Origin of the sequence: Candidatus Tumulicola sp. (assembly GCA_036490475.1) — a bacterium.
GTDB lineage: Bacteria > Vulcanimicrobiota > Vulcanimicrobiia > Vulcanimicrobiales > Vulcanimicrobiaceae > Tumulicola.
This window is the reverse complement of record DASXDT010000006.1, coordinates 654,722-678,158: the sequence shown is the minus strand read 5'-3', so window position 1 is coordinate 678,158 and position 23,437 is coordinate 654,722. Positions and strand designations below refer to the sequence as shown.

General features: G+C 63.2%; 22 protein-coding genes. 20 read left to right on the top strand and 2 right to left on the bottom strand.

Translation table 11 applies throughout. The features are described 5' to 3' along the window. The 13 genes from VGF98_10785 (at window position 1) to VGF98_10725 (ending at window position 15,253) form a co-directional block, all read left to right on the top strand. On the top strand, window positions 1–1,731 hold the full coding sequence (locus VGF98_10785; protein ID HEY1682112.1) for a penicillin-binding protein 2: 1,731 nt from the start codon (window positions 1–3) through the stop codon (window positions 1,729–1,731). Then, window positions 1,724–3,184, top strand: a complete 1,461-nt coding sequence (locus VGF98_10780) for a UDP-N-acetylmuramoyl-L-alanyl-D-glutamate--2,6-diaminopimelate ligase (GenBank protein ID HEY1682111.1) — start codon at window positions 1,724–1,726, stop codon at window positions 3,182–3,184. Before VGF98_10785 ends, VGF98_10780 begins: the two co-directional genes overlap by 8 nt. Further along, on the top strand, window positions 3,181–4,548 hold the full coding sequence (gene murF / locus VGF98_10775) for a UDP-N-acetylmuramoyl-tripeptide--D-alanyl-D-alanine ligase (GenBank protein HEY1682110.1): 1,368 nt from the start codon (window positions 3,181–3,183) through the stop codon (window positions 4,546–4,548). The genes VGF98_10780 and murF overlap by 4 nt, the downstream gene beginning before the upstream one ends. After that, window positions 4,545–5,258, top strand: coding sequence for a coenzyme F420-0:L-glutamate ligase (locus tag VGF98_10770; protein ID HEY1682109.1), 714 nt, complete (start codon window positions 4,545–4,547; stop codon window positions 5,256–5,258). The genes murF and VGF98_10770 overlap by 4 nt, the downstream gene beginning before the upstream one ends. Beyond that, entirely contained in the window at window positions 5,251–6,249 is a 999-nt protein-coding gene (gene mraY / locus VGF98_10765; GenBank protein ID HEY1682108.1) for a phospho-N-acetylmuramoyl-pentapeptide-transferase, read from the top strand. The genes VGF98_10770 and mraY overlap by 8 nt, the downstream gene beginning before the upstream one ends. Then, window positions 6,246–7,622 carry a UDP-N-acetylmuramoyl-L-alanine--D-glutamate ligase gene (gene murD / locus VGF98_10760; GenBank protein HEY1682107.1) on the top strand — a complete coding sequence of 459 codons (1,377 nt, stop codon included), beginning with the start codon at window positions 6,246–6,248 and terminating at the stop codon, window positions 7,620–7,622. Before mraY ends, murD begins: the two co-directional genes overlap by 4 nt. After that, window positions 7,615–8,796, top strand: a complete 1,182-nt coding sequence (ftsW, locus tag VGF98_10755) for a putative lipid II flippase FtsW (protein ID HEY1682106.1) — start codon at window positions 7,615–7,617, stop codon at window positions 8,794–8,796. Before murD ends, ftsW begins: the two co-directional genes overlap by 8 nt. 18 nt (window positions 8,797–8,814) lie before the next feature. Further along, the gene (locus VGF98_10750) at window positions 8,815–9,915 is read left to right on the top strand and encodes a UDP-N-acetylglucosamine--N-acetylmuramyl-(pentapeptide) pyrophosphoryl-undecaprenol N-acetylglucosamine transferase (GenBank protein ID HEY1682105.1); all 1,101 of its coding nucleotides are present in this window, start codon (window positions 8,815–8,817) and stop codon (window positions 9,913–9,915) included. Beyond that, window positions 9,912–11,294: a UDP-N-acetylmuramate--L-alanine ligase gene (gene murC, locus VGF98_10745; GenBank protein ID HEY1682104.1), complete on the top strand. Its 1,383-nt coding sequence runs from the start codon at window positions 9,912–9,914 to the stop codon at window positions 11,292–11,294. The genes VGF98_10750 and murC overlap by 4 nt, the downstream gene beginning before the upstream one ends. After that, the gene (gene murB, locus VGF98_10740) at window positions 11,291–12,244 is read left to right on the top strand and encodes a UDP-N-acetylmuramate dehydrogenase (GenBank protein ID HEY1682103.1); all 954 of its coding nucleotides are present in this window, start codon (window positions 11,291–11,293) and stop codon (window positions 12,242–12,244) included. The genes murC and murB overlap by 4 nt, the downstream gene beginning before the upstream one ends. Then, window positions 12,241–13,182 (top strand): D-alanine--D-alanine ligase, encoded by a 942-nt coding sequence (locus VGF98_10735; GenBank protein ID HEY1682102.1) that lies wholly within the window; start codon window positions 12,241–12,243, stop codon window positions 13,180–13,182. Before murB ends, VGF98_10735 begins: the two co-directional genes overlap by 4 nt. Before the next feature lie 180 nt (window positions 13,183–13,362). Then, a complete protein-coding gene (locus VGF98_10730; protein HEY1682101.1) occupies window positions 13,363–14,532 on the top strand; it encodes a citrate/2-methylcitrate synthase in 1,170 nt (389 codons plus the stop codon). Window position 14,533: 1 nt separating this feature from the next. Further along, entirely contained in the window at window positions 14,534–15,253 is a 720-nt protein-coding gene (locus tag VGF98_10725; protein ID HEY1682100.1) for a 1-(5-phosphoribosyl)-5-[(5-phosphoribosylamino)methylideneamino] imidazole-4-carboxamide isomerase, read from the top strand. A gap of 9 nt (window positions 15,254–15,262) precedes the next feature. Here VGF98_10725 and alr read toward each other — a convergent pair whose 3' ends face one another. Further along, complete coding sequence (gene alr / locus VGF98_10720; protein HEY1682099.1) at window positions 15,263–16,393, bottom strand: alanine racemase; 1,131 nt, start codon at window positions 16,391–16,393, stop codon at window positions 15,263–15,265. Further along, window positions 16,390–16,872, bottom strand: coding sequence for a hypothetical protein (locus VGF98_10715; GenBank protein HEY1682098.1), 483 nt, complete (start codon window positions 16,870–16,872; stop codon window positions 16,390–16,392). The genes alr and VGF98_10715 overlap by 4 nt, the downstream gene beginning before the upstream one ends. On the opposite strand from VGF98_10715, the gene VGF98_10710 reads away from it, so the two are divergent. The 7 genes from VGF98_10710 to VGF98_10680 all read left to right on the top strand — a co-directional run bounded on the left by VGF98_10710 (window position 16,871) and on the right by VGF98_10680 (window position 23,430). Next, window positions 16,871–17,245: a hypothetical protein gene (locus VGF98_10710; protein HEY1682097.1), complete on the top strand. Its 375-nt coding sequence runs from the start codon at window positions 16,871–16,873 to the stop codon at window positions 17,243–17,245. The two genes, VGF98_10715 and VGF98_10710, sit on opposite strands and share 2 nt — an antisense overlap. A 121-nt stretch (window positions 17,246–17,366) precedes the next feature. Further along, the gene (groES, locus tag VGF98_10705) at window positions 17,367–17,672 is read left to right on the top strand and encodes a co-chaperone GroES (protein ID HEY1682096.1); all 306 of its coding nucleotides are present in this window, start codon (window positions 17,367–17,369) and stop codon (window positions 17,670–17,672) included. 19 nt (window positions 17,673–17,691) lie between these two features. Then, window positions 17,692–19,359, top strand: a complete 1,668-nt coding sequence (groL, locus tag VGF98_10700) for a chaperonin GroEL (GenBank protein HEY1682095.1) — start codon at window positions 17,692–17,694, stop codon at window positions 19,357–19,359. Window positions 19,360–19,458: 99 nt separating this feature from the next. Then, window positions 19,459–19,971 carry a carboxypeptidase-like regulatory domain-containing protein gene (locus tag VGF98_10695; protein HEY1682094.1) on the top strand — a complete coding sequence of 171 codons (513 nt, stop codon included), beginning with the start codon at window positions 19,459–19,461 and terminating at the stop codon, window positions 19,969–19,971. 38 nt (window positions 19,972–20,009) lie between these two features. Beyond that, the gene (locus tag VGF98_10690) at window positions 20,010–20,486 is read left to right on the top strand and encodes a carboxypeptidase-like regulatory domain-containing protein (GenBank protein ID HEY1682093.1); all 477 of its coding nucleotides are present in this window, start codon (window positions 20,010–20,012) and stop codon (window positions 20,484–20,486) included. A 101-nt stretch (window positions 20,487–20,587) separates the two neighbouring features. Next, window positions 20,588–22,408: a 2-oxoacid:acceptor oxidoreductase subunit alpha gene (locus tag VGF98_10685; GenBank protein HEY1682092.1), complete on the top strand. Its 1,821-nt coding sequence runs from the start codon at window positions 20,588–20,590 to the stop codon at window positions 22,406–22,408. 11 nt (window positions 22,409–22,419) lie between these two features. Continuing rightward, window positions 22,420–23,430, top strand: coding sequence for a 2-oxoacid:ferredoxin oxidoreductase subunit beta (locus tag VGF98_10680; GenBank protein HEY1682091.1), 1,011 nt, complete (start codon window positions 22,420–22,422; stop codon window positions 23,428–23,430). The last annotated feature ends 7 nt before the right edge of the window (window positions 23,431–23,437 follow it).

Below are 23,437 nucleotides of genomic sequence, written 5' to 3'. Positions count from 1 at the left end.
GTGCATCAGCGCACGTTCGCCCGCGTTTCGCCGGTTCGAGCGCGATGGCTTTTCTATATTTGGATGATCGTCGCGGCGTATTTGACGTGGCGTCTCTACGACGTTCAGGTGCTGCACGGCGCGCAATACGGCCGCGAGGCCTTGGCGCAGCGTTCCGACACCGTCGAAGTCTTCGCACGGCGCGGTAGTATCGTCGATCGCAACGGAAGCGTGCTGGTGCAATCGATGCCGTCCGAAAGTGTCTATGCCGTTCCGCGCGACATCGCCGATCCCGATGTGGCTGCCGCCAAGCTGAAGTCGGTGATCGGCAAGCTAACGCCGCAAACGATCGCGCAGCTGCACGATCGCACGTCGTGGTTTGTTTGGATCGCTCGAAAAGTGCCGCACGACGAAGCCGAGCGCGTGCGTGCCTTGGGGCTTTCCGGCGTCAACCTCAAAGAAGAGGAAACGGGACTTCGAGTCGACTCGGTGGGAACGTTGGCGTCGACCGTCGTCGGGTTCGTGGGCACCGACGAAAACGGGCTCGACGGATTAGAGTATTCTCAGGACGCGTTGCTGCGCGGCCGTTCGGGCAGCGTGATGCTCGAAGCCGACGAGTTCGGGCATCCGATTCCGTTCGGACAAGAGCGTGTGCTCAAGAAAGCCGATCCCGGATCTACCGTCCAGCTCACCATCGACTCGTATCTGCAGTTCGTCGCCGAGCGTGCGCTTTTCAAGCAGGTTTCTGCGTTTCACGCGCTCGACGGCACGGCCATCGTAATGGATCCGTACACCGGCGAAGTGCTCGCCCTCGCGAATGCACCGGATTTCGATCCGAACAAGTTTTGGAAATATAGCGACGACCAGCGGCGCGACCGCGCCGTAATGGACGCCTACGAACCGGGCTCAACCTTTAAGCTCGTCACCGCGGCGGCTGCGCTGGACTCGCGGAAAGTAAATCTCAGCACGCTCTTCCCCGCGCGCGACGCGATCGAGGTTGGCGGCCGCACGATTCACAACGCCGAGGACGGCATGGCGATCGCCGGTGGCAGCGAAACGCTCGGACAGATCATCCAGTATTCGCACAACGTCGGCGCGGCTGAAGTCGGCCTCTCCATCGGCGGCCGGACGTTCTACAACATGGAACGACGCGCGGGGTTTGGTGATCGGTCCGCCATCGGGTTGCCGGGTGAAAATCCCGGCATCGTGCCGCCACCTAGCGTTTGGAGTGCCTCGTCGCTCGCGACGATGTCGTTCGGACAGGGCGTCTCGGTAACACCCTTGGCGATGGCCCGTTTCTATTGCGCTATCGCGAACGGCGGTTTGCTGATGCAGCCGCAAATCGTGCACGCGGTATACGACGAACAAGGCAATCTGGAGCGGACCATGCGTCCGCACGTCGTGCGTCGCATCTTTTCGCAGCGTACCGCGAGCGAGTTACGCGGATTTTTACGTCAAGTCGTGTTACACGGGACGGGTAATCCAAGCGCGCAAATTGAGGGCTACACCACGGCCGGGAAAACCGGTACCGCGCAAATGGTCGTCGACGGCGAATATCGCGGCGGCTACTATGCCGCGTCGTTTATCGGCATGGTGCCCTACGAGCACCCGCGCTACATCGTCTACGTGAAGGTCGAACGGCCGATCGGTTCTTACTATGGATCGCTCGTCGCGGCGCCGGCGTTTGCGGCCATTTCAAGGGCGGCGATGCTGCACGCCGGAATCGTTCCGACGGCATCGCCACATGGCTAACCGAACCGTCTCGCTCCGCGATCTGGCCAACTCCCTCCCCATACCCGGGCGCATCGAGGGCGATCCCCGTACTCCCATCACCGGCATCGCCACCGACTCGCGACGGGTCGAACCGGGCGCGTTGTTCGTCGCGTTGCGTGGCGAGCACAACGACGGCCGGGCGTTCGTGGAGCGCGCGATCGCCGCGGGCGCCGTCGCGATCCTAGCCGACGCCCCGGTTGTGGTGCCGTCCGGCATCGCAAGCGTATCCGTGAACGACGCGCGCGCCGCGTTGTCAGCCTTCGCCGACACATTCTACGGACGGCCGTCGCACGCGCTCGACGTGGTCGGCGTTACCGGAACGAACGGCAAAACGACGACCACGCATATGATCGCTGCGATTTGCAACGCGTCGGGGCGTCCGTGCGGGACCATCGGAACCATCGGGGCATTCTTCGGCACGCGCGCCTGGCCACTGGAGCACACGACGCCGCTTCCGAACGAGTTGCATGCGGTACTCGCTGGAATGCGCGACGACGGCGCGAGCGCGGTTGCGATGGAAGTCAGTTCGCACGCGTTGGCGCTCGAACGGGTCGACGACGTGCGCTTTCGAATGGCCGTCCTTACCAACGTGACGCGCGATCACCTCGATTTTCACCAGACGTTCGATGCGTACGCCGCCGCCAAGCGACAGCTTTTCGATATGGCTCCGGTGGTCGCGTTCAACCTCGACGACGAATTAGGCGCGCGTTGGAGCGGCGAACTGCTATCGTCCGGTGCAAAAGTTGTCACGTACGGTACGAGCGAACGAGCGTCGGTGCGCGCAGTCGACGTCGCCGTTCGAGACGATCGGACGAATTTCGAACTCGATGGGACGGCGTTCGAACTGCACGTGAGCGGTCGTTTCAACGTGCTGAATGCGCTGGCCGCGGTGACGGTGGCACGCGAGTTCGGTATCGACGACGCGCGCAGCGCCGCCGCCCTCGCGGACGCGCAAGGCGTGCGGGGAAGGATGGAGCGGATCGCGGGCGACGGAGTCGTCGCCGTCGTCGATTACGCGCACACGCCCGACGCGTTGGAACGCGCGCTCGAGGCGCTGCGCGAAACCACGCGCGGGTCGTTGGCGGTGGTCTTCGGTTGCGGCGGCGATCGCGATCGTGGTAAGCGTTCGCAAATGGGGGCGATCGCCGCGCGTGACGCCGATCGCATTTACCTAACCAACGACAACCCGCGCAGCGAGGATCCGCGTGCGATCGTCGATGCGATTGCCGCCGGCATGGCCGGAGCGCAATATACTGTGGAATTCGACCGCCGTGCGGCCATCGTGCGTGCGATTGCCGTCGCCGAACCTGGCGATGTGGTGCTGATCGCCGGCAAGGGACACGAAACGTACCAGATCGTCGCCGATCGGGTATTGGATTTCGACGACGCCGCCGTCGCCCGCGAGGCGTTGCGCGCTCGGAGTGCGGTATGAAACTGCCGTTGAAAGATGTCGTCGCCGCGACCGGCGGCCGATTGATCGACGCAGACGCGGCGCCGGCGGACGTTATCGTAACCACCGACACGCGCGCTTTGCAGCCGGGCGAAACGTTCGTGGCGTTGCGGGGGCCGTCGTTCGACGGCCACCAATTCGTTGCGACCGCAGTCGAACGCGGCGCCCGAATGGTCGTCGTCGAAGGCGCCGATTCGGTCGTTGCCGGAACTGCGGCGTTGTTGGTCGACGACACGCGTGCTGCGTATCTGGCGTTGGCAGCGCTAGCGCGCCGTCGTTTCGACGGGCCGGTCATCGGCATTACCGGCAGCACGGGAAAAACGACGACCCGCGCCTTCGTCGTGCAATTACTCGCTCCGCGGTACGGCGCGCGCGTCGCATCGGCGCCGGGCAATGAAAACAACGAGATCGGTGTGAGCAAACTACTGCTAGGGCTCGATCCGGCCGAACACGACATTGCGGTCGTCGAAATGGGTGCGCGGCACCCCGGCGACATCGCGACGCTGGTCGACGCGGCTACGCCCGATGTCGGTATCCTTACCAACGTCGGCGACGCGCACGTCGAGATCATGGGCTCGCGCGAACGCTTGGCCGAAACGAAATGGGCGCTCTTCTCACGCGGCGCGCGCGCGATTCTCAACGCACGCGACGACGTTTCGCTCTCCCGCGCGTCCATGCTGAGGCACGAACCGCATTGGTTCGCAGCCTACGATTCGAGTGAAACGATTCGCATGCCCGGACACGTCACGGCGATCGTCGACGGTAACCGGCTTATCGATGGCGGCGGGGGCGCGGCGGTCGACCTGCACGTTAGCCTCGATATACCGGGCCAGCACAACCGCCCCAACGCGGCCGCAGCGGCGGCTTGCGCGATCGAATTGGGCGTGGACGTGCTTGATGTCGCCAACGCACTCGGCAAGCTACAGATGCCTGCCGGACGTTTCGAAACCTTCGAGATGGGCGGAGGCTGGCGCTTGATTTTCGACGCGTACAATGCGAGCGCCGGCGGTACGATTGCAGCGCTCGACGCGCTCGACGACCAGCACGCACGCCGCGCTATTGCCGTGCTCGCGAGCATGGCCGAACTGGGCGACGAGTCGACGCAGTTGCACGAACGGGTCGGCGCACACGCCGCGAAACGGGCGGGCGTGGTCGTCGTCACCGGCGACTATGCCGACGCGCTGGAGCGCGGCGCGAAAACCGGCGCCGCCGATGTCGTGCGCGTCGATTCGAACGCCGGCGCCGCGCGCTGGCTGCGTGAGAACGCGCGCAGCGGCGACGTGGTGTTGCTCAAGGGGTCGCGCAAATACCGGCTCGAGGAAATTCTGGAAGAGTTGCAATCGTGAGCGCGGCTCGTGCGTTGGCGGTCGCGCGCCCCGAACTGCCGGCGGGATTGATCGCCATACCGGTGCGTACGCCGTTGGTGCGTCCCGGCGACGATCCGGTCGACGTCGTCGAACGCGCCGTTACCGGTATCGCGCGACCCGGCGATGTGATCGCGCTGTCCGAAACCGCGCTGGCGATCGCGCAAGGCGAGTTCGTTGTAGCCGAGCACATCCGGCCGTCGAAGCTCGCATATACGCTCGCACGCCGCGCGGGCGCGCTGGCAACGATGAGCCAACCTGAATCCGTACAACTGGTCATCGACCGCGTTGGCTGGTGGCGCGTGGTGTATGCGACGTTCGCGCAATTGCTCGGTCGCTTGACGGGACGGTCGGGCGGCTTCTATCGCGTGCTCGGGGAGGCGATTTCCACAATCGACGGCTATACCGGAACCATGCCCCCGTTCGAACGCGCCATCGTGTTGGCGCCGCGCAATCCCGACGCGTTCTCGCAGTCGGTGTTCGAACGGTTGCAGGTCGAATGTACCGTGGTCGACGCCAACGATCTCGAGAAAGCCAAGGTGTTGGGCGCTTCGAGCGGCGTCGATCGCGACGCCGTCGAGAAAGCGTTGCTCGACAATCCACACGGCAACGGCGACGAGCAGACGCCGGTGGTCGTGATAAAGTGGCGCGGCAACGGCCGCAATCCGTGTTTGGTGGCCGCCGGTGCCTAGCGCGACGACGTTATCGCTGACGCCCGAGCGTTTGTTTGCCACCGCACCGTTGTGGGTGTTGCTGGGTTTGCTCGTCGCTACCGTCGGCGGCGCCTTGCTGCTGCCGTTATTACGCCGCCTGCAACTGCGCCAGCAAGCGTACGAAGATGCGCCGAAGACGCACGCCGTCAAAAGCGGTACGCCGACGATGGGCGGGCTCGTCTTCATTCTCACGACGATCGTCGTGGCGATGGCAACGCGCGCGCCCTTGATGTTTGAGCTTGCGCTGCTCGTCGTCGGGTGCGGAGCGATCGGATTGCTCGATGACGCGCTCGGAATCGCGCTCGGCCGGAATCGCGGGTTGAAGGCGCGTACCAAATTCTTGGCGACCGCCGTCGTCGCAATTATCTTTCTGCGCATGCTGGCGGCCTCGCCGGCCTTTTTCCCACGTAACGTGCTGTTCCACGCCGGGACGTGGGCGCTGACCGGACCGTATTGGTTGTGGCTGGTTCTGGGTGCGTTGGCGGTAACCGCGACGATCCACGCCGTTAATCTTACCGACGGGCTCGACGGTCTCGCAGCCGGCACGGTTGTGACGCCGCTGGCCGCGTTCGTCGCCATCGCATCGCAGACGATCGTTCCGGCAGCTGCGATCGGCGCGGCGGCGGGCGTCGGTTCGTGCGTCGGGTTTCTGTTCTACAATCGGCACCCAGCGAAGATGTTCATGGGCGACACTGGATCGCTGGCGCTGGGTGCACTGCTGTCCGGCGTCGCGATTCTATCCGGAGAGATGCTGCTGCTGATCGTGATCGGCGGCGTGTTCGTGGCGGAGGCAGTATCCGTCATCCTTCAAGTAGCGTATTTTAAGGCCACCGGCGGCAAGCGGATTCTGCGGATGAGCCCGCTGCATCACCATTTCGAGCTGAGCGGCTGGCCGGAAACCAAAGTGACGTCGCGGTTTTGGCTGGCCTCGTTGGCCTGTTCGATCGTCGGATTGGCAATCGTTCGATGATGGCGTTCGAGGGCCGGCGCGTACTGGTGATCGGTTTGGGACGGAGCGGTCGCGCCAGCGTTTCGGCGCTGCTCGCGCACGGTGCGACGGTCGTCGCGACCGACGAACAGCAACCCGAACGCTTAAGCGAAGCGATCTCCGGCATCACGTCGCAGGGCGCACGCTTCGAATCGCCCGGAGAATTGCGCGGTCGACTCGAGGGATTCGAGATGGCGGTGCTGTCGCCAGGAATTCCGCAGACGGCAGCAGTCGTTGCGTCTGTCGCCGCGTCCGGCGTGCCCATCATCGGTGAAGTCGAACTGGCGTATCGCCTGCGTCGCGCGCCGATCGTCGCCGTCACCGGAACCAAAGGCAAGTCGACGACCACAGCGTTGATCGGGCATCTTCTCAACGCATGCGGACTGCGCGCGCGGGTCGGCGGTAACATTGGCAACGCGCTGGTCGGTGAAGTCGATGCGCCCGGCGAATACGAGTGGATCGTGGCGGAACTTTCGTCGTTTCAACTCGAGACCGTGACCACGTTTCACGCGCGCGTCGCGGTACTGCTCAACATCGCGCCCGACCACCTCGACCGCTACTCGTCGATGGACGACTACGCGCGCGCCAAATACAACGTGTTTGCCCGGCAAGATGCCCGGGACTGGTTCGTCGGGAATGTCGGCGACGCGCGCGTCGCCGGGTTGCGTGGCAACGATGAATTACGCGCGCGGCAACTGTGGTTCACGCTGTCCGATTCGTTAGAAGGCGCCGGCATGTGCGTCCGCGACGGAATGCTGATCTTCTCGCCCGGCGACGGGCGGCAGTCAACCGCGGTGGCGCGCGCCTCGTCGATGCCGCTACCGGGAGCGCATAACGTGCAGAACGCGATGGCGGCGTTACTTGCCGCGATTGCCGCCGGGTGCGATCCGGTACGCGCCGGCAGCGCGTTGGCGACTTTTGGTGGCCTGCATCACCGTCTCGAACGGATCGTCGAACGCGCGGGCGTCGCCTATGTTGACGATTCGAAGTCGACCACGCCGCACTCGACGATCGCCGCGCTGCGTAGCTTTTCCCAGCCAATCGTTTTGATTGCGGGAGGTCGAGCGAAGGGCGGCGACTTCGACGAGCTCGGACGCGAAATTCACGATCGGGTGAAAGCGTTGATTCCAATCGGCGAAGCCGGGCCGCAGATCGCGCGCGCCTCGGGCCTGCATGCCGCCCAGGCAGCGTCGATGCGCGATGCCGTCGAGCGAGCGTGCGATGCTGCAGCGCCGGGGGACGTCGTGCTTCTCTCTCCCGCTTGTGCCTCGTTCGATATGTTCGCCTCTGCCGAAGATCGCGGCGAACGCTTTGCCGAAGCCGTCGCCGGCTTGGGGGAGCGTGCGCGTGCGTAATACTGCATCTAAGCCGCGTCCGCGGATCGTGCAGTCGACCAAAAGCGATCGCGCTCCGTTGCGCTCGTATGTGGCGGCGCGGCCCGACGCCGTGCTGTTTGCGGTCGTCGCGACGCTCGTGGCGATCGGGCTCGTCATGATTTTCTCTGCTTCGAGCGCGACTGCGTATGCCGAGCACGCCGATATCGCCTACTACGTGAAGCGCCAGCTCATATGGCTCGTGGTCGGTATCGTCGCGGCATTTTTCGCCTATCGCATGGACTTGCTCAAGCTCAAACGGGCGGCGCCGTACTTGCTGGTGGCGTCGGTGTTCGCGTTGGCGTTGGTGTTCGTGCCGCATATCGGCTTCGTCGTGAACGGCGGGCGTCGCTGGATCGGCTTTTCATCGCTGAGCTTCGAACCGTCGGAATTTGCCAAGCTCGCGCTCGTCGTCTATCTATCGGCAGTGCTATCGACCCGAGGCGAACATATCACGTCGTTGCCGCGCGGACTCTTTCCATTGTTCGCGCCGGTGCTGGTTATAGCGGTTCTCGTGCTAAAGGAGCCCGATATGGGCACCGCGAGCCTGCTCGTGTTTACCGCCTTCGCGCTGTTCTTTGCGGCCGGCGCGCGTATCGCACATCTCATCGCTGTCGCCGCGGTGACGCTGCCGATCGCAGCGTTGACGGTCGTGGCGAGCCCGTACCGGCGGGCGCGCGTCTTCGCGTTCTTGGATCCGTGGAAAGACCCGCAGAACACCGGCTTTCACATCGTGCAATCGTTGCTCGCACTGGGAAGCGGCGGTTTGTTCGGCATGGGCCTCGGCGCGTCGCGAGCCAAATTTTTCTATCTGCCCGAGCAATATACCGACTTCATCTTCTCGGTGCTGGGCGAAGAACTGGGCCTGATCGGCGCGATCGTCGTGGTCGTGTTGTTCTGCACCCTGACGTACCGCGCGATTCGCATCGCACTGGCATCACCCGACCGGTTCGGCTTTTTCTTGGCGTGCGGTTTCGGCGCGATGATCGCGATCCAAGCCTTCATCAATATCGGCGTCGTCACATCGTCATGGCCGGTGACCGGCGTGCCGCTGCCGTTCATCTCGTTCGGTGGAAGCTCGCTTGTGGTGAATCTGGTGGCCGTCGCGCTGATCGCGAACGTCGGGCGGCACCGGCGCCTGCGCGCCGGAACGTAACCGCCGCGTGCGCGCGGCGTGAAAGTCGTTTTCGCCGCCGGCGGCACCGGCGGTCACATTTATCCCGCGCTCGCGATTGCGGGCGCGTTGCGCGAGCGCTTCGACGCAACCATCGACTTCGTCGGGACGAGCGATCGTCTGGAAGCGCGGATCGTACCGGCAGAAGGCTATCGATTATATGCGGTGAGCGCACAACCGATGTTCGTCGCCCCGAAACGAACGCTCGTCAACGCTTTCGCCAATGCGTGGGGTGTGACGCAAAGTGCGCGGCTGTTGCGACGCTTACGACCGGACGTCGTCATCGCGACCGGTGGGTACGTCTGCTTTCCGGTCGTCGCGGCGGCCGCATTGTTGCGCCGCACCGGCCTATCGAAGGCCGGCATCGCGATGCTCGAACCGAACGCGGCTGCGGGTTTGACCAGCCGCGTCACCGCGCGCTGGGTCGACGAGGTATGGGGGCCGTTTGCGGGTGGGGACGCCGGATTCGCCGGCAAGTACGTGCGCACGGCAGTACCGGTGCGCCCCGGGCTGCGGCAACTTCCGGGCCGCGCTGCCGCGGCGGCGGCGTTCGGGCTCGATCCCGCCAAGCCGATTCTCTTCGCGATGGGCGGCAGCCAGGGTGCACGTTCGATCAACGATGCGCTGATTGCGGGACTGCGTGCCGGCGCGTTTCCCGGCTGGCAAGCCATCGTGGTGACGGGTGACCGTGACTTCGATACCTATCGCGCGGCGGAGCGTCCGGGGGTCGAAGTGCGGCCGTATCTCGACGACCCCGCGACCGCCTACGCCGCAGCCGACCTGGTGCTGGCTCGTGCCGGCGCCTCGACGTTGGCCGAATTGGCGGCTGTCGGAAAGCCGGCCGTCCTCGTGCCGTATCCGTTCGCCGCGGCCGACCATCAAACGAGCAACGCCGTCGAGTTCGCAAAAGGCGGCGCGGCGACCGTCGTTTCGGACCGAGACGTGCGCGATGGCGGGTTGATCGCTGCGCTGCAAGGTGCGATGGAGACGGTCCGTTTGGCGGATGCGGCTTCGGCGGCGCGGCGAATGGCTGCCGAAGATCCGCTTGCCGGCATCGCTGCCCGGGTCGAACGGCTAGCTTCGAGAACACAACGCGCGTGAGGAGCGAGCGAGTTCATTTCGTCGGGGTCGGCGGGATCGGCATGAGTGCGATCGCACGGGTGCTGCTCGAACGCGGCCAAGCCGTTTCGGGTTCCGACTCGGCACCGTCGCTGCTGCTCGACCGCTTGAGCCAAGAGGGAGTCGACGTCGCGATCGGCCACACCGCCGACAACGTTCGCGACGCATCGATCGTGGTCGTCAGTTCCGCTATCGATCGCAACAATCCGGAGTTTGCGGCCGCGCGCCGCGCGGGGACGACGGTACTGCATCGCGGCGAGATGTTGGCGCGCCTCATGCAGGGTCGTCGCGGCATCGCGATTTGCGGAACGCACGGGAAGACGACCACCACCGCGATGACGCACGCGGTTCTTCGCGCGGGCGGAATCGACGCTGGGTTGATTTTAGGCGGAATCGACGGCACGCTGAACACGAATGCACACGACGGTACCTCGCCGTGGTTCGTTACCGAAGCTGATGAATCCGACGGTTCTTTCGCGTTGCTCGAGCCGGACGTTGCGGTCGTTATCAACGTTGAAAACGATCATCTCGCCAGCGACGACGAACTTCCGGCGCTCGTCCGCGCATTCGCGGAGTTTCTCGGCAAGCTTCCGGACCGCGGCGCCGCCATCGTCGGCACCGACAACGTGCACTCGGCATCCTTGGCGTCGCACGACTTGCCGGTTCCGGTAACGCGCTTCGGGTTCGGCGCGCAAGCCGATGTTCGCGCGACCAATCTGCGGTTCGATCGTCTCGGCTCGCAGTTCGACGTCATCGCCGGCGGCGCGTGTTTGGGAACGGCCGAACTACCGGTTCCCGGAGCGATGAACGTGCAGAATGCGTTGGGAGCGATTGCGGTCGCGCGTTTACTCGAAGTTCCCTTCGCACGAGTCGCCGAGGCGTTGCGCGGATTTCGCAGCGTGCGCCGCCGTTTCGACGTGCTGGCCGATGTCGAACGCATGATCGTGGTCGACGATTACGCCCATCATCCCACGGCAGTTGCTGCGACGATCGCCGCCGCCCGCGGCTATCATCGCGGACTGCTGTTCGTCGCGTTTCAGCCCCATCGTTATTCGCGCACGGCTTTCTTGGCCGCGCAGTTCGCGCAGGCGTTGGCCGGCGCCGACCGCGTGTATTTGGCACCCGTGTACGCGGCGTCCGAACCTGCGATCCCCGGCGTGAGCGAGCGTTCGATCGGCAAACCGCTAGAAGCTGCGGGCGCGACGGTGCGCTACGTGCCGGGTGTCGACGCACTCGAAGACGTACTACTCGACGAAGCGCCGGCCGGCACGATGGTATTAATGTTGGGCGCCGGCACGATCACCAACGTCGCGCACCGGCTAGCGCAACGCGTGGCATCCGTCTCGCCGGTGGCCACGTGAGCCTGACGACCGAACGCGCTATGGCGTCGCTGTTGGACGACGACGATCGAGCCTCGCTTCGATCTATCGCAGGCACGCGCGCCGCATTCGACGAGTCGCTCGCGCCGTACACATCGTGGAAAATCGGCGGCCCGGCCGACGCCTTGATGACGCTCGAGTCGGAAGATGAGTTAGCCGCCGTCCTGGAGCTCGTGCGACGTCGCAAATTGCCGTGGTTCGTAATCGGCGCCGGCAGCAACGTGTTGGTTGGCGACGGGGGCATACGCGGAGTCGTTCTGCGGCTGGCCGGCGCGTTTGCGGACGTCACCGTTCGCACCGATGGCGAGCAGGTCGTAATCGAAGCTGGGGCCTCGGCCGGGATGGCGACGGTGACCGCGAGAGCGGCGTCGGCCGGCGCCACCGGTATCGATGCGCTTTCGGGCATCCCCGGAACGGTCGGTGGCTCGTTGCGGATGAACGCGGGGACGGATCGTGAAATCGGCGAGTTCGTGCGGGCCGTGTGGATCCAATCGCCATCGCGTCCGGCGCCGCACGCGGTATCGGTGCAGTATCAGTACCGCCGCTCCTCGCTGGCGCGGGATGCAGTCGTCGCGCGTGCCACCTTAGCCTTCGAGCGCGGCGAGCCGCAAGAGGTGCGTGGCGTCATGCAATCGCGGCTCGTTCGGCGCAAGCACACGCAGCCGATCGCGCTGCCGAACGCAGGATCGTGCTTCCGCAATCCGGCGGACGATAAAGCGGCACGCCTCATCGAGGCGGCCGGTGCCAAGGGATGGCGCGAGGGCGGAGCGGAAGTCTCGCCGCTGCACGCCAACTTTATCAATAACGTCGGTGGCGCGAGCGCGCGAGACGTGGCCGTCTTGCTCGCGCGCGTTCGTCGTTGTGTCGCCGAACGTTTCGGCGTCGACTTACAACTCGAAGTGCATCTTGTCGGAGTATTCGTAGATCGATGAAGCGTCAAGCCAAGGTCGCAGTCGTGATGGGCGGCAACAGCGCCGAACGCGACATCTCGAAAAATACCGGAACGGGCGTGCTGCGCGCGCTAGCGTCGCTCGGGTACGACGCGACGCCGATCGAATACGACGATCGCTTTTTCGACGCAATCCGTTCGCTCGCGCCGGATGCGGTGTTCAACGCGCTGCACGGCCCGGGTGGCGAAGACGGCCACGTGCAAGCGCTGCTCGATTACCTCTCGATCCCGTACACGGGCAGCGGCGTCGAAGCGTCGTCGCTGTCGATGGACAAGCACCTGACGAAGAAACTGCTGGCTGCCGAAGGTCTGCCGACTGCAGCATGGGATTTGTTCGATTTGAGCGGCGGCACGTTGCCACTGCTGCCGGGTTCGCTCGATCCGCCGCTGGTCGTAAAGCCGCGTTTCGAAGGTTCGGCCATCGGCGTCGTGATCGTGCGCACGCACGAACAATGGACGGCGGCGATGTTGTCGGCCTCGAAATCGTATTCGCAGATTTTGGCTGAAGAGTTTATCGAGGGTCGCGAGTTTACATGTGCGGTGTTGGGCGAAGAAGCGTTGCCGATCGTGGAAATCGTGCCGAACCGCGATGCGTTCTATACCTTCGACGCCAAATACGAACCGGGCGGGAGCACGCACATCGTACCGGCGCAGATCGACGAAGATCTTGCCGCGCGCTTACAAATGCTCGCGCTGTCGGCACACCGGCTGCTCGGGCTTCGCGACTGCTCGCGAACGGATTTCATCGTTAGCAACGATCAGCGTCCGCAGATACTCGAAATAAATTCGCTGCCGGGCTTGACGGCCACCAGCATCTTCCCGGAAGCCTGTGCGAGTGTTGGCATCACCTATGAGGCGTTGGTCGACCGTCTACTCGGCTATGCGCTCGCTCGCGGCGACATGCGTGACGCGGTCGCGTAAGCCGCTTCCATAACGGTCCCTACGAGCCGTCGGACGCTCGGTTCGTGAGAAGTCGCAGCACAGAGTGACATTTCTCGCTTCCCGAGCGTTTTTCGTCTGGGGGGTGCAGGCGAGCCGCCACGGTCGCCAAGAAACACTCGAACGCTCCGCCCCTTCGGAGCGCGTCACTGGAGGATCTCTTTGCCAACCGTTGTCGATCGCGGCCTAGAAGGCGTCGTCGTCGGATCAACCCAGCTCAGTAACGTTCAAGGCACGACCGGCCGGTTAACCTATCGCGGTTACGACATCGACGATCTCGCGCCGAACGCAACGTTCGAAGAAGTCGTGCACTTGCTGTTGTACGGCCGCCTTCCGAACCGGATCGAACTGGAAACGCTGCGTCGCGAGCTGGGCACCCGGCGTTCGTTGCCGGAGCCGCTCATCAGCTCGATGCAGAACGTGCCCAAATCGGCGTGGCCGATGGACGTGCTGCGTACCATCGTAAGTGGGTTAGGTTTGTTTTCGCCCGTCAACGCGCATGGCGAGCATTTATCCGACGTGCACACGGCCATCGAGCTGGTCGCCAAAATGCCGACCATCGTGGCGGCGTGGGATCGCATCCGCCGCGGATTGGAGCCGGTCGACCCGCGCGCCGATCTGTCGCAAGCCGCGAACTTCTTATATATGCGTTCGGGTAAGGTCCCGCACGCTATCGAAGCCGGTGCGCTCGACCGGTACTTCGTGTTGCTCGCCGATCACTCGTTCAACGCATCGACGTTTGCCGCGCGAGTCGCCGCGTCGACCCGTGCCGACGTCTACGCGTCGGTTACGGCGGCGCTCGCGACCCTGCAAGGCGATCTGCACGGCGGTGCCGCCAGCGCGTCCTATCATACGCTGACCGAAGTCCGCGAGCCAGAAAACGCCGAGCAATACGTTCGAGATGCGCTGGCACGCAACGAGCGCATCATGGGCATGGGGCATCGCGAATATAAAGTGCGCGATCCACGTGCGCGGCACTTAGAAGAGATGGCGCATAAGCTGGCCGACCATCAAGGTTCGAGCCGCTGGTACGAGATCGCGCACAGTTTAGAAGAAGCCAGCCGCAAAGTGTTGCAAGAGAAAAAGCCGGACAACACAATTTACGCCAACGTGGATTTCTACACGGCGCCCGTGTTGGCCGATCTCAACATCCCAGGCGACGAGTTTACGTGTCTGTTTGCGTGCGGCCGGATCGCAGGATGGACCGGGCATATTTTGGAGCAGTTAGCCGATAATCGTCTCATCCGTCCGCAAGCGACGTACGATGGCCCGCCGGCAGGACCGTTCGTCCCGATCGACAAGCGCGACGGCACCGTGGCAAGGAACTCTTGACGTGATCGTTATTCCCGCGATCGATTTGCGCGGCGGAAAATGCGTGCGGATGGAAGGCGGCGACCCCTCCACCACCGCGACGTACGACGGCGACCCCGCCGAGCGCGCCAAAGCGTTCGTGCAGGCCGGCGCGACGCGATTACACGTGATCGATCTCGACGGCGCCTTTGGATCGGGCGAAAATCTCTCGGCCATCGAGGGCATCTGTTCTGCAGTCAACGTGCCGGTGCAAACCGGCGGCGGCCTGCGGGCCGTTCGGCACGCGGAAGCGGCGATCGACGCCGGCGCAGCCGAAATCATCATCGGAACGCTGCTGGTTGAAGACGAGCGCCTCTCGCGCCACATCATCAGTCGCTTTCCGGGCCGCGTGTTGGCCGGCATCGACGCGCGCGGAACGCAAGTCGCCACCCACGGCTGGCAAGAGCGAACGCCCGTCAATCGCGATGCGTTGGTGAAACGCGTAGCGCAATGGGGCGTAACCCGCGTCATCTTCACCGAAATTCAGCACGACGGAATGGGCGCGGGTTACGATATCGACGCGCTCAACGCGGTTGCCAATGCGGCCGAAGTGTTGATTACGGCGTCGGGGGGTGCGCGCAGTATCAACGATTTGCTGACGCTCAAGCGCGAAGTGCCGCTAACCGTCGATTCGTGCATCGTCGGTAGCGCGCTGTATAAAGGCACGCTCGACCTGCGCGCGGCGATCGAAGCCGTCGCGTAGTCTAGCCTCTTAGTCCTCGTAATCCCGCGGCAGTTCTGAGGGTAGCCGCGCGACGATTTCATAGTTGATCGTTTCGCTCCACGCCGCCCAATCGTCGGCGGTAACGCTCGCGTCACCGTCTCGGCCGATCAACGTGACGGTAGAGCCTGCGTGCGCGTTCGGCGCGCGGGTCAGGTCGATTTCGGTGACGTTCATCGCGACGCGTCCGACGATCGGACAGAGCGCGCCGTCGACCAAAAACGATCCTCGATTTGAAAGCAGTCGCGGGATACCGTCGGCGTACCCGGCCGGAACGACGCCGACGCGCATATCGCGCGGAGCGTGATAGCTCGCGCCGTAGCCGATCGGCGACCCGGCGGGTACGCTGCGGGTGACCGCCAGCGTCGAGGTCATCGATAGCGCCGGTTGCAGATCTAGTCCGTGGGAGTTCATCGCTTCGCGGGTTTGCTGCGACGGCCACAATCCGTACAGCGCGATGCCGAACCGGGACATATCCAAACGCGTTTGTGGCCACAGCATGGCGGCTGCCGATGCGGCGATGTGCCGTATCGGCGAGATGCCGTGTTGTTCGAAGAGCGGTGCTGCCGGCGCCATAGCTTGTTCGAACGTTTCTAGTTGTCGCATCGTCGAGGGCGAGTCCAGTTCCTCGGCCGACGACAAATGCGAAAAGACGCCCGCGACGCGTAGCTCGGGCCGTCGCAAATAATCTTCCAGCGCATCGGCCAATTCGTGCGGCTCGAGACCGAGCCGGTTCAATCCGGTGTTGATCTTTACGTGCACGCCTGCGCGCGTTCGGTGCGCGTGCGCCGCGGCTGCGAGCGCGTGGGCGAACTCGCCGGTGTCCCATAGCGCGCATTCCAAGTTGGCCGCAACGGCTGCATCGGCGTCGTGCGGCTCGACGGGTCCGAGCACCAAAATCGGAATGGCGATGCCGGCTTCGCGCAATGCGAGGCCTTCGCCGGGTGCGTACACGCACAATCGAACGGCAAACGGTTCGACGGTTTTTGCGGTTTCGACCAGTCCGTGGCCGTACGCATTGCTTTTAACGACGAAGGCGGCGTGACCGGCGCCAACCAAGTCGCGTAACGCGACGGCGTTGTGCGCAAGCGCAGCTAGCGAAACCACGACGCGCGCGCTCACGCCGAACGGCGCCTCCATCGGTCGACGACGAACGCGACCGGAACTCCGAAGAATACGGCATGCGCCGCGACCGCGTTTAGGAACGCGTTGATCGTGGGGGGATACGTGAAATTATTGTCGGCCAATAAGATGATCGACATGATCGCGTACACCACGATGCCGTAGACGATGCCGGCGACCGGCCAACGCGCGGTGATCGACGGTCGCGTCGCCGCAATGTACGCATATCCGACGCCCCAACCCGCGCTCACGAGAAGATGCATCGCCAATCCCACCCACACGAAAACCGGATCGGCGAGCGCGCCTTTCCCGAAGGCGGTCGACGCGACCCACTGCCAGATCGTCGTAATCGGCGCATGAACGGGCAGTAGCGTCGTCAACCAGAGATAGGCGTCGATTGCGATGGCGCCGGTGATCCCGGCTGCAAGCCCGCGCGAGACGATGGCGCCCCACGGAAGGCGGCGCACGGAGGTAGCCATGTGCCGGGCCTTCGCGTTTGCGATTCGCTCGCCTGGAGTTCCCCAGCCAAACCTAGGGAACCGGCGGTATCATCGCGCCATGCTTCCGCAGCATTCGGTTCCCGAACCGACCGAGGTCGTCATCTGGACGGCCGGATCGCTGCTGGGGGCGCTGCTCGGGCTGGGAGGCGCATTCGGACTCTGGCTTTTTCTTCGGCACAGCGACGCGCAGACAGCCGCGCATGCCGCAGTCGTAACGGTCGGAGCGGGAATCGCGGTGGTTGGACTCTCAGCCGAACGGCCTCCTACGAGGCTTTTTTGGATTTTCTTAGCCGGGATGCTGGTCGTCAGCTACCTCTTCGGCGGGGCCGAATTCGCCCGTCTCGTCCCCTAAGCAAGCCTGCTCCAAAAGTCCCTTGCACTCGCCGGGCGGCTCTGCTAAAATGGCACAGCTGGCGCTCTCATGCCGAGAGTGCTAATCGTTCTTCGGGACCGCTGTGGAGGTTGTTTTTTCCGTGAATCTCAAGCCCTTGCACGATAACGTCGTTATCGAGCACGTCGAGCAAGACGATAAAACGACGGGCGGCATTTTTCTGCCCGACACCGCTAAAGAGAAGCCCCAAGAGGGCGTGATCCGGGCCATCGGCGATGGCCGCGTGCTGGAAAACGGCACGAAGCTCGGTATGAGCGTCAAAGTCGGTAATCGCGTTCTCTATCGCAAGTATTCGGGTAGCGAAGTCAAGATCGACGGCACCGAATACCTCATTATTCCTGAAAAAGATATCCTCGCTGTCGTCGACAAAGTCGCGGCCGGCGTCTAAGGAGTTCAGTAAACTACACATGGCTGCAAAGCAAATCGTATTCGACGAGAACGCACGGCGCGCGTTAGAGCGCGGCGCCAATCTCTTGGCCGACGCTGTTAAGGTAACGCTCGGGCCGAAGGGGCGCAACGTCGTTCTCGACAAGAAATTCGGATCGCCTACGATCACCAACGACGGCGTCACGATCGCTAAGGAAATCGAGTTGGCCGACGTGTTCGAGAACATGGGCGCGCAGCTCGTTAAGGAAGTCGCCTCAAAAACCAACGACATCGCCGGCGACGGCACGACCACCGCAACCGTGCTCGCGCAAGCGATCATTCGCGAAGGCCTGCGCAACGTCACCGCCGGCAGCAACCCGTTGCTGATCAAGCGCGGCATCGAGAAGGCCGTGCAGATCGCGGTCGGCGAGATGGAATCGTTCAAACAAGTCGTCGACACCAAAGAGAAGATCGCGCAAGTCGCGTCGATCTCGGCCAACGACAAAGAGATCGGCGATCTCGTCGGACTGGCGATGGAAAAGGTCGGCAAAGACGGCGTCATCACGGTTGAAGAATCGAAGACGTTAAAAACCGAAGTCGAAACCAAAGACGGCATGCAGTTCGATAAGGGCTACATTTCGCCGTACATGGTGACCGACTCCGAGCGCATGGAAGCCGTACTCGACGATCCGTACATTCTCGTGACCGAGCGCAAAATTTCGGCCATCGCCGACATCCTGCCGCTTCTCGAGAAGGTCGTCCAAGTGCAGAAGCCGCTGCTGATCATCGCCGAAGACGTCGAAGGCGAAGCCCTCGCGACGCTGGTGGTCAATAAGCTGCGCGGTACGTTCACGTCGGTTGCCGTCAAGGCGCCCGGCTTCGGCGACCGCCGTAAAGAAATGCTCAAGGACATCGCGACGCTCACCGGAGCGACCGTGATTTCCGAAGAGCTCGGACTCAAGCTCGACAAAGTCACTCCCGAACAGCTCGGCCGCGCCAAGCGCGTCACCGTAAATAAGGAAGAGACGACGATCGTCGATGGCGGCGGCAAGCCCGAGGCTATCAAGGGTCGCATCGAAATGATCAAAAAGCAGGTCGAGGATACCGATTCGGACTTCGATCGCGAGAAGCTACAAGAGCGTCTTGCCAAGTTGTCGGGCGGCGTCGCCGTGATTCAAGTCGGTGCTGCCACCGAAACCGAGCTTAAAGAGAAGAAGCACCGCATCGAGGACGCGCTTAGCGCGACCCGCGCTGCCGTGCAAGAAGGCATGATCCCCGGCGGCGGAAGCTCGCTGGTACATGCGGTTAAGGCGATCAACAAATACGAGCCGCCGAAGACCAACGGACACGCCAGCACCTGGGCCGACGAAAAAATCGGCATCGACATTATCCGCAAAGCGCTCGAAGAGCCCCTCAAGCAAATCGCGTATAACGCGGGCTTCGAGGGTTCGGTCGAGGTGAATAACGTCCGGAGCAAATCCGCTCCGATGGGATTCGACGCGATGTCGGGCGAGATCGTCGATATGTTCAAAGCCGGTATCGTGGAACCGCTTAAGGTAACGCGCTCGGCACTGCAGAACGCGGCGTCGATCGGCGCCCTGATTCTTACCACCGAAACCCTTATCGCCGACAAGCCCGAGCCGAAAAAAGACGGCGGCGGCGGAATGCCGGGCGGCGGCGGCGGCATGGGCGGCTACGACATGATGTAGCTCTCCGTTCCGACGGAAGCTTCGAGCGGGTCCGGCGATTGCCGGGCCCGTTTTCATTTGTGCGGGTCACTGCACGCACCGCACGAACGTTCGAACCGTATGAGGGCTTTGCTGGTCACGGCCGTGTTGGCCGTCGCGTCGTTGCTCCCGGTTGCCGGCGTTGCCGGTACGACGGGCGCGCTGGCTGGCACCGTAAGAATTTCACATCCAAATTCGCAGGCACCGATCGCCGGCGCAACCGTGACCATTACATCTGAAGTCCAAAAAGAACAAACGACAACCGACGCACGTGGGTATTTTTGCTTTGTCTCACTTGCGCCGGGCTCGTACGTTGTCAGCGTATCCCGGTACGGCTACGAGAACGCAGGAAGCACCGTGTTGATTAGTGCCGACAACGAATCGCGGCTCACTGTCGAGCTGCGCCCGCAGATCCTGCACGTGGTGGTGGATGGGCCTGGGCTGATGACGAATTTCGTACGGCCGGGCGTCGTCTCCGACGTGTATTCGATCCCCTCGGAGTGGCCGTTCTACAGCTTCGATGGGCACGACATTTACGCGCTGCACTTCATTCCCGGCGTAACATTCGGTGCCGGACCGGCGCTCTCGCGATGATGCTGCGTCGCTGCGCTCTCTGCGCGATCGTTGTCGCTTTGACGACGTCATTCTTGACTGGTGTTGTCTCGGCCGAGACGACCGGTGCGTTGCGCGGTGTCGTGACCGATCAACGTCACGCGCCGGTTGCCGGCGCGACCGTCGTCGCAACGTCGCCGGCGCAGCGCGAGGAAACCGTCACCGACGCCGCCGGGCACTTCGTCTTTATCTCGCTCGTGCCGGCCACGTACGCTGTGACGATTACTCGGCGCGAATTTGGAACGATTGCGATCCAAGATGTTGCGGTCAGCGCCGACGCGACTACCAGCATGGTCGCGCGGATGTCGCGAGTATTCTGGCTCATCGACGGAATGCAGGTACGGCAAAAGGCAGCGCTCGTGCAACCCGGACGCGCTGCCGATGCCTATGTTATCCCGTCCTATTGGCCGCTCTACGACGTCAATGGAACGAACATCTACGCGCTGCATTTCGTTCCCGGCCTGACGTTCGGACCCGGACCAGAACTCTCGAGGTAAACTCTCAAATGTCGAACGGCCCCGGCAATCGCGGAGCGCCACCAATCCGCGGGGCGTAGCCTTCGTAAGGGTATTTCCGTACGCGGTCGGAACTACGCCGCATGACGCAGCGTGCCGTCAACGATTTTACGATTCGCGTGGCCACCGTGAACGGGTCGGGAAGCCAGTCTGCCAACTTGGCGATCACCAACGCCATCGTCGGGCTCGGCGTTCCGGTCGCGCCGAAGAATGTGTTTCCCTCGAACATCGAGGGACTGCCGACGTGGTTCGATATTCGGGTTACCGCCAAAGGTTATCGGTGCCGCACGCGTGACGTCGACGTACTGGTTTCGCTGAATGCGACGACGTGGGCGACCGACGTGACCGGCGTCAAGCCGGGTGGGGCGATTCTGCACGAAGCCGCCTATCCAGTGGCCGGCGAGACGCTGCGCGACGACGTCGTGTATTACGGAGTGCCGTTCACGCAACTCGCTAAGGAGCACTTCGGCGATCGCGGCGACTTGCGTAAGTATCTCACCAACATGATCTACGTGGGCGCGCTGGCGCAGCTATTGGAGTTGCCGCTGGAAACCGTCGAGGCCGGCCTCCGCGCACAGTTTAAGAAAAAAACGGCGGCAATCGAATCGAACATGGCGGCGGTCCGGGTCGGCTACGACTACGCGCGCGAACATTTCGAAAAACGCGACCCGTATAAGCTCGAACCGATGACCGGTGCCACCGAGAACCTTCTTTTCATGGAAGGTAATCGCGCGTCGGCACTGGGGTGCGTGATGGGCGGTTGCACCGTTGCCGCCTGGTATCCGATCACGCCGTCATCGTCGCTGGTCGAATACTTCATTCAATTTTGCGAGCGTTACCGCACCGATCCGGAGACCGGCGAGCGCGCCGTTGCGATCGTCCAAGCCGAGGACGAGCTGGCCGCGGCCGGCATGGTGTTCGGCGCCGGTTGGGCCGGGGCGCGTGCGATGACCTCCACGTCGGGGCCTGGTGTGTCGCTGATGGCCGAGTATGCCGGCTTCGGTTACTTTGCCGAAGTGCCGGGAGTGATTTTCGACGTGCAGCGCGCCGGGCCGTCGACCGGCTTGCCGACGCGCACCATGCAGGGCGACGTCGCCTTTGCGTACACGCTGTCGCACGGCGACACCAAGCACATCGTACTGCTGCCGGCTACCATCGAGGAGGCGTACGAGTTCGCGATGGAGTCGTTCGATTTGGCCGATCGTTTTCAAACGCCGGTGTTCGTGCTCTCGGATTTGGATCTGGGGATGAACTCGTGGCTGACGCCACCGCTGCACTATCCGACGAAGCCGTTCGATCGCGGCAAAGTTTTGACGGCCGAGGATCTCAACCGGCTGCCGTCGTGGGGCCGGTATCGCGATGTGGACAACGACGGCATCCCGTATCGAACGCTGCCCGGCACGAAACACAGCGACGCCGGCTTTTTCACGCGCGGAACCGGCCACGATGAGGAAGCGCGCTATTCAGAACTTCCCGACGTTTGGAAGCGGAATCTCGATCGTCTCGTGCGCAAGCACGAATCGGCGCGCATGTCCGTGCCGGCGCCGATTGTCGAGGCGTCCGGACGGCGGGTTGCAATTCTCGCATATGGTACGACCCATCACGCCGTGGTCGAGGCACGCGACCGCTTGCACGACGCCGGCATCGACGTCGACTACATCCGCGTGCGAGCGCTGCCGCTGTCTCCCGACGTCGCGACGACGATCGCGCGCTACGATCGCGTCTACGTCGTGGAACAGAACCGCGACGGCCAACTCTTCGGAATTCTACGCACCGAACTGCCGACGCATCTCATTCAGCGACTGCAATCGGTGCGGCATTATAACGGAGTGCCGATCGACGCACACGCCATCGTCGAGCCGCTGCTCGAAGCCGAACGCCAGCCGGCGGTCGTCGCCGATTAAAGGGTCGAAACATGACGGTTAACCTGATCGGGCTCACCCGCGAAGTCTACAAAGGACTGCCGACGACACTGTGCGCCGGCTGCGGTCACAACTCGATTACCAATCATTTAATCAAGGCGCTGTACGACTACGGATTGGAGCCGCACAAGCTGGCCAAGATGAGCGGTATCGGCTGCTCTTCTAAAACGCCGGCGTACTTCGTCGAGCAGGCGCACGGTTTCAACGGCTTGCACGGGCGTATGCCGTCGGCCGCAACCGGTGCGAAAGTTGCGAACCGCAATCTCGTCGTCATGGGCATCAGCGGCGACGGCGATACCGCCAGCATCGGACTGGGGCAATATTGCCACATGATTCGACGCAACGTCGACCTCACGTATATCATCGAAAATAATGGCTGCTACGGGCTCACAAAAGGCCAGTTTTCGGCGACCGCCGATGTCGGTTCCACGCAAAAGGGCGGCAAGGTAAACGAGTACGCCACCATCGACGTCTGCGGCCTGGCGATCGAACTTGGCGCGACCTTCGTCGCCCGCTCGTTTTCGGGCGACGGCAAGCAGCTCGTACCTCTGTTGCAAGCGGCCCTTTCGCATCGCGGAACGGCGATTATCGACATCATCAGTCCGTGCGTTACGTTCAACGATCACGAAGGCTCGACCAAGAGTTACGCGTATGTCAAGGATCACGACATCGTGCTGCATACGGCCGATTACATCGCCGGCGGCCGCGAGATCACGGTCGACTACGAACCCGGAACCGTGCGCGACGTCGAGCTCGATGACGGATCGCACGTGCTGCTGCGCAAGCTGGAGGTCGATTACGATCCGACCAACGCCGGTCTAGCGCTTGGCGTTATCCATGAAGCAACCGCGCGCGGGGAGTTCGTCACCGGCCTGCTCTACGTCGATACGAACGCACGCGACCTCTGCGAACGCGAACGCTTGCCTAAGCGTTCGCTGGTAGACCACGACGAAGAATCGCTGCGCATCTCCCGAACCGATTGGGATGCGCTGATGCGGCCGTAGCCGCATA